Below are 8,466 nucleotides of genomic sequence, written 5' to 3' on the forward strand. Positions count from 1 at the left end.
AGGCCCTTGATGGCAACGACTCACCTCAAGGAGTCGGCGGCGGCCCCGGCCTCCCGCGTCGCGTCCGCCCCGCGGCGGCCGCGGGGGGGCCGGCGGCCGTGGGCCTACCTGGCTCCCGCCGTGCTCCTGCTGGGCGGCGTACTCGGCTATCCGGTGCTCGACGGGCTGTGGACCAGCTTCAACCACAGCATCCTGACCCAGCCGGGCGCCGACCGGTTCACCGGGCTGTCCAACTACGCGGCCGTGCTGACCGACCCGGTGCTGCTGACCGCGGCCTGGCACACGGTGCTCTGGGGCGTGGCCAACCTGGTGCTCCAGTTGGTGCTCGGGTTCGCGCTCGCCATGCTCATGCACCAGAAGCTCGCCGGGCGGGCGTTCTTCCGCAGCGTGGTGATCATCCCATGGATCGTTCCGTCCGTGGTGGTGGCGCTGGTCTGGCGATTCCTGCTCGACCCGACCTCCGGGCCGCTGAACCAGCTCCTGCTGAACCTCGGCCTGATCGACCAGTCGCCGCAGTGGCTGGCGGACGAGTCCACCGCGATGCCGGTGCTCATCCTGCTCAGCACCTGGAAATGGACGCCGCTGGTGGCGGTCATCCTGCTGGCCGGGCTGCAGACCATCCCCAAGGAACTGCACGAGGCGGCGATGCTGGACGGCGCGGGCGCCCCGCAGCGGCTGCGGTACGTCATCATCCCGGGCATCCGCACATCGATCGCGCTGGCCGGCCTGCTGACCGTGGGCTACTCGGTCAACAACTTCAACGGCATCTGGATGTTCACCAGGGGCGGACCGGCCGGGGCCACCGAGACCCTGACCACGCTCGCCTACCAGTACGCGTTCACGCAGTTCGACTTCGGGCGGGCGGCCGCGGTGGCGATGATCCTGTTCGCCTTCCTGTTCCTGCTGAGCACTGTCTACTTCTATCTGGTCGAGGGGCGGAAGCGATGAGGGCCTTGGGCAGGCCGCTGGTGTACGCCGGCGCGCTGGTGGCCGTGGTGCTGTTCGCGGGGCCGTTCGTGTTCATGGTGCTGTCCAGCTTCAAACAGCCGCAGGAGCTGAACGGGGTCGTCAACGGGTTCCTGCCGCAGTCGCTCTACACCGGCAACTACGAGAACCTGTTCGCCACCGGGAACTTCGCGCTCTACTTCGTCAACAGCGCCGTGGTCGCGCTGCTCACCACGGTGCTCGCCCTGGTCGTGGCGATCCTGGCCGGGTACGCGCTGGCCCGCTTCCCCTTCACCGGGCGCAGGCTGCTGCTGCTCGCGGTGGTGGCCATGCAGATGTTCCCCGCGGTGCTGATGGCGATCCCGCTGTACAAGATCCTGCGCAACCTAGGCATGCTGGACGCGCGCAGCGGGCTGATCCTGGTCTACGTCACCTTCGCGCTGCCGTTCTGCATCTGGATGATGCGCAACTACTTCGCCACCGTCCCCAAGGAGATCGAGGAGGCCGCGCTCATCGACGGGTGCGGGCACTTCCGGGCGCTGTGGCGGGTACTCCTGCCGCCCGCGCTGCCCGGGGTCACCGCGGCCGGCGCGTTCAGCATGATCCTGGCCTGGGACGAGTTCCTGTACGCCAACACCTTCGTCAACAGCGACGAGAAGCGCACGCTGTCGGTCGGCCTGGACTCCCTGGTCGGCCAGTACACCACCGACTGGGGCCAGCTCCTGGCGGGCGGCGTGCTGATGACCCTGCCGGTGGTGCTGATCTTCGCGTTCCTGCAGCGCTACCTCACCCAGATCGCGGGCGGCGGGGTGAAGGGGTGACGCTGCTGCGCGGCGCGCTGCTGCCCGGCGGGGAGACCGCGGACGTACGGCTGGCGGACGGCCTGGTCGAAGAGGTCGGCGACCTCACCCCGCGCCCGGGGGAGGCGGCCGGCGACCTTGACGGATGGCTGCTGCTCGGCGCGTTCGCCGAGCCGCACGTCCACCTGGACAAGGCGTTCACCGCGGACCGGGCGGCCAACGCCACGGGCGATCTCGCCGGGGCGATGCTGGGCTACGCGGGCGTGGCCGCCGCGCCCGACCCCGCCGGCATCCGCGGCCGGGCGCGGACGGCGCTGCGGCTGTTCCTGGCCGCCGGGACCACCGCCGTGCGCTGCCAGACGGGCTGCGGGCCGCTTTCCGGGGTGAGCGCGGTGCGGGCGATGGCCGCGCTGCGCGAGGAGGTCGCCACCGTCATCGACCTGCAGATCGTGGCGCACGCCGCCGTACCGCCGGGCGGGCCGTCCGCGCACCGCGAACTGCTGCGCGCGGCCGTGGCCGAGGGCGCCGACCTGATCGGCGGCAACCCGTTCAGCGAGGACGACCCGCGCGCCGCGCTGGAGACCTGCTTCGAGGTCGCCGCCGAGCTGGGGTGCGGGCTCGACCTGCACGTGGACGAGAGCACCGACACCACAGGGCTGACCCTGCCGGACGTCGCCCGGCTGGCCGCCGCCCACCCCTTCCCGGTCACCGCGGCGCACTGCGTGGCGCTGGGCGCGCTGCCCGGGCCGGTGGCGCTGGAGGCGGCCGCCCAGACCGGCGCGGCCGGCGTCGGCGTGGTCACCCTGCCCGCGACCAACCTCTACCTACAGGGCCGAAAGGACGGCCGGCGCGGGCTGACCGCGATCGGCGCGCTGCGCGGGCACGGCGTCACCGTCGCCGCGGGCGCGGACAACGTCCAGGACCCGTTCAACCCGACCGGCCGCTGCGATCCGCTGGAGACCGCCTCGCTGCTGGTCACCGCGGGACACCAGGGGGTGCCGGAGGCCGCCGCCATGGTGGGCGCCGACGCCCGCGCGCTGCTCGGGCTGCCGCCCGCCGGTCCCGAGCCGGGCGCGGTGGCCGACCTGGTCGCGCTACGCGCGGGCTCGCTCGGCGACGCCGTGGCCCGCGCGCCCGCCGACCGTATCGTGTGGCGGCGCGGACGCGTGGTGGCCAGGACGATCGCCCGCACCGAGTTCGCCGCGGGCATCGACCTCTAGGCCCCGGCGGCCTCGGGGGCGGTGCGGTCCCGATATCCGCAAAGCCGCATCCCGGCCTGCACCAGCGGGCCGATGGCCAGGGTGAACACGATCGTGCCGAGCCCGGCGGAGCCGCCGAGGGCGATCCCGAGGGCGAGGATCGCCACCTCGATCTGGAACCTGGCCAGGCGGATGGAGATGCCGAACCTGCGGTTGATGCCGGTCATCAGGCCCTCACGCGGCCCGGCCCCCAGCCGGGGCGCGAGGTACATGCCCTGGCCGAGCGCGAACAGGGCGACCCCGCCGGTCATCAGCGCGCCGCGCGACCACCACTGCGTGGCGGGCCCGGTGACGGTCAGCAGCCGGTCGATGACGATCCCGGCGACGAACACGTTGAGCACCGTGCCCACGCCCGGCCGCTCGCGCAGCGGCCACCAGGGCAGCAGCGCGGCGACCCCCACGAGGATGACGACCAGGCCGAAGCCGAGGCCGGTCCGGGCGGCCAGCCCCTGGTGCAGCACGTCCCACGGGCCGAGACCCAGCTCGGCCCGGATCAGCATGGTGATCGCGACGCCGTTCAGCGTCAGCCCGGCCACCACCATCGAAAGACGCACCACCAGGTGCCGCTCCGCCGCGTCCCTGACGACGACCCGACGCCACGGAACGCGGCCCATGTGCTCCCCCCACCGTCGCCTCACAGGGGGAGTTCCACGTTCCCACGGCCCTTCCCCGCGACGGAACCCGCCGCGCCGTACCGGCTACACAGGTGCCTTGAGCAGCGCGGACACCGCGGACCGGTAGCGTTCGCACAGCGTGGCGACGGTCTCCGGGCGGTGCAGGTCGCGGCTGTAGACCACCCGTACGCCCAGCCGCCCCTCGGCGACGGCGGCGTGAAAGGACAGCGCCCATGGCCGCAGCGCCCGGTCGTCGCGGACCCTCATGCGGCGTTCCGGCGCCTGCCGCAGCGGCACCGCCCGTGGCCCGGGCTCGACGGAACCCAGGTAGTTGAATGACACCTGCGCCGGGGACGGCGGCACCAGCGGGCCGTCAGGATGGCAGTGGCGCAACAGGCCATAGGACAGACCGGCGTGCGGCACCGCGCGCCATCGGGAGCCGATCTCCCACATGGCCCGCGCCGGATCCGCGGCCGGGGCGATCGGGACGCGCAGCGGGAAGACGGAGGAGAACCAGCCCATCGTGCGGCTGAGGTCCATGCCGGGATCGGCGGGCCGCCGGCCGTGGTCGAACAGGTCCACGACCAGGTCGCCGGCGGCGCCGATCCACTCGCCGAGCGCCAGCGCCAGCGCGGTGAGCAGGGCTTCGTGGACCCGGCCGGCGAAGGCCGCGCGAAAGGCGTCCGTCGTGGCGGCGTCGATCCGGAACCCGGCGACGGTCACCGACCCTTCGTCCGCCGGGCCGAGGACGTGGTCGCGTGGTGGCCGGTACCCGCCGGGGGCGGCCTGTGCCGTCCAGAAGCCGCGGTCGCCGAGCACGGCGGGGTCGCGGGCGTGCTCGGCCAGCCACCGCGCCCAGGTGGCGTACGAGACGGTCGCCGGGGGCGAGGACATCGCCTGGCCGGCGGCACGCAGGTCGTAGGCGGTGAACAGCTCTTCGCGCAGCATCGCCGTGGAGGGGCCGTCCACGGCGAGGTGGTGGACGCTGAGGAGCAGCAGGTCGGGCTGTCCGGGCGGGGTGGTGCCGTACAGGAGGAAGAGCAGTGGGCCGCCGGCGAGGCTGCGCCCGGCCTGGAGTCGCGCGGCGTGCGCGTCGAGGACGTCCATCCGGCCGGCGGGCGGGACCTCCGAAAGGTCGATCGGGAGTACCAGGGGCCCGCTGGTCTCGCCCCGTTCTCCAATGGTCTGCCGCCAGCCGTCCTGCCGGCGTGTGAAGCGCAGCCGCAGGGCGTCGTGGCGGTCGATGACCTCGATCGTCGCTCGTTCCAGCAGGCCGATGTCGATGCGCCGGTCCACCTCGTAGACGATCACCTGGTCCCAGTGCTGCGGGGCCGGATTGTCCAGGCCGAAGAACCGGTGCTGGATCGGCGTCAGCGGCACCGGAGAGTCGTCCGGCGGGGCCTCGGGCGGCGGGGGACCGGGCGGTTCGACGGTCACGACGGCGCTCAGCTCGGCGATGGTCGGACGGCTCAGGACGTCCTGCGGGCTCAGGTGCAGACCGTGCTCCCTGGCCTGGGCGACGACGCCGAGACTGCTGAGGGAGTCGCCGCCGAGGGCGAAGAAATCGTCGTGCGGCGTGATCGGCGAGCGGCCGAGCACCCGCTCCCAGATCGCGGTGAGCCGCCGCTCGACCGTGCCGGAGGCGGCCCGGGCGCTTCGCGGAGCGGTGCGGGGGGACGGCAGACGGGCGTGGTCGATCTTTCCGCCGGCCGAGACCGGCAGGGCGGGCACGGTGACCCACGCGGACGGGATCATGTGGTCCGGCAGCCGCCGCGCGAGCCAGTCGCGCAGCTCGCGCGGGGCGCCGGACGCCTCCCCGGCCGGGACGATCCAGGCGACCAACCGGCCGTCCCGCAGGCCCACCGCGGCCTCGGCGATGCCGGGGTGCCAGGCCAGGACGGCGGACACCTCCACGGGTTCCACGCGATGACCACGGATGTCGAGCTGGTCATCGGCACGGCCCAGGAACTCCAGCCGCCCGCCGGGCAGCCACCGGACGAGGTCCCCGGTCCGGTACAGCCGCGCGCCCGGCGGGCCCGCGGGGTCGGCCACGAACCGCGCGGCGGTCAGCGCCGGCCGCCCGACGTACCCGCGGGCGACACCGGCCCCGCCGATCCACAACTCACCGGCCACCCCCACCGGCACCGGCCGCATCAGACCATCCAGAACCCTGACCACGGTCCCACCCACCGGCCGCCCGATCGGAACCGTCACGCTCCCCGTGCCGCTCGTGTCCGGCGTGGCGGTGATGTGCTCGACCGTGGTGGTGATGGTCGCCTCGGTCACGCCGTAGGCGTTGACCACCGACACGTGTTCGGCTCCCGGCGCCTGCCAGTCCCGCAGAGCGGCGGCAGGGACCGGGGAACCGCCCACCACGACCAGGCGCGGCGACGGGGGCAGGGCGGTGCCGAGGCGGCGGCGTTCCGCTGCCCAGTGCGCCCAGTAGCCGGTAGGGAGATTGGCCACGGTGACGCCCGCCTGCCCCAGGTGGGCGGTCAGTTCCGGTACCGAGACCACCCGGTGCGGCGCGATCTCGACACAGCCTCCGGCCAGCAAGGTCGGGAGGATCTCCTCCGCCGCGACGTCGAAGCCCAGCGCGGAGAACTGCAGCACGCGGTCGTCCGCGCCCAGCCCGAAGGCGTCGATCATGGCGTACGCGTGGTTCAGCAGCGCGCGGTGCTCGACCATCACGCCGTTGGGCGCGCCGGTCGTGCCGGAGGTGTAGATCACATAGGCGAGGTCGTCCGGGGCGGGCCGGTGTTCCAGCGGCCCGTCCGGCTGCGCGGCGATGTCGCCGGCCGCGCAGTCCAGGCAGAGGACCCGCGCCGCGCCGAGGAGCGCCGGGTCGTAGGCGATGTGCCGGCCGTCCGCGTCATGGCCGGTCAGGACCAGCCGGGCGCCGCTGTCCCGCAGCATGTCGCGAAGGCGTTCCGGCGGGTGGTCGTGGTCCATCGGCAGGTACGCCGCGCCCGACTTGAGCACGCCCAGCAGCGCGACCAGCGTCTGCGGCGTCCGTGCGCCCAGGACACCGACAAGGAACTCCGGGCCCGCCCCGGCCCGGCGCAGGTGGCGGGCGAGCCGGTTCGAGCGGCGGCTCAGCTCACCATGGGTGAGCCGCATGTCCAGGAGGCGCACCGCGGGGGCGTCGGGCCGGTCGGCGGCCCGCCGTTCCAGGAGCGCCGGGAGCGTCGCATCCGAGCCGATGGGCCGCACCGGTCCCCGACCCCACGCCTCCAGCACCGCCTTTTCATCCGGGCCGAGGAGTTCCACCGCGGCGAGCGGCGTGTCCGGTTCGGCGAGCATCCCTTCGATCGCCGCGGCGTAGTGGGACAGCAAGGATCTGACCGCCGCCGAAGAGAGCGCGGTGGTGTCGTACTCGGCCACGACCGAGGGCCGGCCGTCGGCCGGATCGACCAGCACGGACAGCGGGAACTTCGGGTGCCCCGCGTGGGTCGGCAGCAACGAGAGGTCCAGCGACAGGTGCTCGATCCGCTCCGGGACGGTGGCACCGCTTCCGACGTTGAACATGACCTGGAACGGCGTCGCGTCGTTGGAGCCGGAGGCGCGGCGGCGGTGCGAGGCGAGCGTCTCGAAGGGCAGGTCCCGGTGGCCCAGCATCCCGATCACGGTCGTGCGGCAGCGCTCAAGGTACGCGCCGACGGACGGCCCGCCGCGAAGGTCCATGCGCAGCAGGCAGGTGTTGACGAACGGCCCGATGGCGCGGAACGCGCCTGAGCGCAGGCGTGTCGTCACGGGGGTGCCGACGACGAACTCCTCCAGCCCGCCGTACCGGTGCAGCAGATATCCGAACGCGGCGGAGAGCACCATGAAAGGGGTCATCCGCCGATCCCGGCACAGCGCCCGTACCCGCTCGTAGAGCGGGGCCGGCAGCTCGGCGCGCTCCTCGCCGGCAGGTCCCGTGCCGCCGGGGGGCACGCCGTACGGCAGCGGGTAGGCCGGTGGGTCCCCGGCCAGCTCGCGCAGCCAGTAGGCCATCGAGGCGCCGCCCTCGCCGTCGCGCAGTCGGCGGCGCTCCTGCTCGGCGTGGTCCGGGTACTGGCAGGAGACCGGCGGCAACCGTGGCTCGCCGCTCGCGAGGCGCGCGGTGTACGCGCCGAACAGTTCGTCGAGCAGGACGACCCATGAGCCCTCGTCACAGATGATGTGGTGCAGCACGAACAGCAGGACGTGGTGGTCGTCGCCGAGCCTCAGCACGACGCACCGCAGCAGCGGGGCGTGCGCCAGCGCGAACGGCTCGGTGATCGCCGAGTCGATCTCGGCGGCGACCCGCTCGGGTGCGGACGTCAGGTCCACGACGGAAGGGCGTACCGGCACATAAGGGTGGATCACCTGCATGACCTCGCCATCGTCCCGTCGCCGGAACCCGCACCGCAGCGCCTCGTGACGGGTCACGACGTCTTGCAGGGCGAGTCGCAGGGCGGTGAGGTCGAGCCGGCCGCGCAGGTCGAGGGCGAGGGATTCGTGGTAGGAGCGGTTCGCGGGGTCGAACTCCTGTAGCAGCCACATGCGCTCCTGCGCCGGACCGGCCTGGACGACGCGTTTCATTCTTCCGCTCCCATCGGGTGGTCGGCCGGTGATTCCAGGTGGGACAGCGCGGCGGCCATGGTCCGTACCGTGGGGTGTGCGAAGATCATGCTCAACGGCACCTCGTGGCCGGTCAGCCGTTCCAGGCGCGCCCGTACGGTCAGCAGCGTGACCGATGTCCCGCCGGCGTCGAAGAAGTTGTCGTCGAGCCCGTCGTACGGGACGCCCAGCGCCGCCGACCAGATGGCGGCGATCCGCTCGGCCATCGGGCCCCCGGGGCACGGGGCCGGAGCGGGCCGGGCG

6 protein-coding genes are annotated in these 8,466 nt (G+C 73.4%); 3 read left to right on the top strand and 3 right to left on the bottom strand.

The genetic code is table 11. From position 1 onward, the window contains the following. Positions 1–9 precede the first annotated feature (9 nt). Genes C1I98_RS01355 through C1I98_RS01365 form a run of 3 tightly spaced genes read left to right on the top strand, consistent with a single transcriptional unit; the run spans position 10 to position 2,965 of the window. Positions 10–948 (top strand): carbohydrate ABC transporter permease, encoded by a 939-nt coding sequence (locus tag C1I98_RS01355; RefSeq protein ID WP_111165200.1) that lies wholly within the window; start codon positions 10–12, stop codon positions 946–948. Beyond that, entirely contained in the window at positions 945–1,766 is an 822-nt protein-coding gene (locus C1I98_RS01360) for a carbohydrate ABC transporter permease (RefSeq protein WP_111165201.1), read from the top strand. The genes C1I98_RS01355 and C1I98_RS01360 overlap by 4 nt, the downstream gene beginning before the upstream one ends. After that, the gene (locus C1I98_RS01365; protein ID WP_111165202.1) at positions 1,763–2,965 is read left to right on the top strand and encodes an amidohydrolase family protein; all 1,203 of its coding nucleotides are present in this window, start codon (positions 1,763–1,765) and stop codon (positions 2,963–2,965) included. Before C1I98_RS01360 ends, C1I98_RS01365 begins: the two co-directional genes overlap by 4 nt. Here C1I98_RS01365 and C1I98_RS01370 read toward each other — a convergent pair. The 3 genes from C1I98_RS01370 to C1I98_RS01380 all read right to left on the bottom strand — a co-directional run. Next, positions 2,962–3,618: a YczE/YyaS/YitT family protein gene (locus C1I98_RS01370; RefSeq protein WP_199536648.1), complete on the bottom strand. Its 657-nt coding sequence runs from the start codon at positions 3,616–3,618 to the stop codon at positions 2,962–2,964. The two genes, C1I98_RS01365 and C1I98_RS01370, sit on opposite strands and share 4 nt — an antisense overlap. A gap of 84 nt (positions 3,619–3,702) precedes the next feature. Next, complete coding sequence (locus C1I98_RS01375; RefSeq protein ID WP_111165203.1) at positions 3,703–8,184, bottom strand: non-ribosomal peptide synthetase; 4,482 nt, start codon at positions 8,182–8,184, stop codon at positions 3,703–3,705. Further along, the coding region (locus C1I98_RS01380) for an acyl carrier protein (RefSeq protein WP_233506984.1) at positions 8,181–8,466 on the bottom strand (286 nt) is incomplete at its 5' end. The genes C1I98_RS01380 and C1I98_RS01375, both read right to left, overlap by 4 nt.

The sequence above is a fragment of the Spongiactinospora gelatinilytica genome (assembly GCF_003236385.1).
Lineage (GTDB): Bacteria > Actinomycetota > Actinomycetes > Streptosporangiales > Streptosporangiaceae > Spongiactinospora > Spongiactinospora gelatinilytica.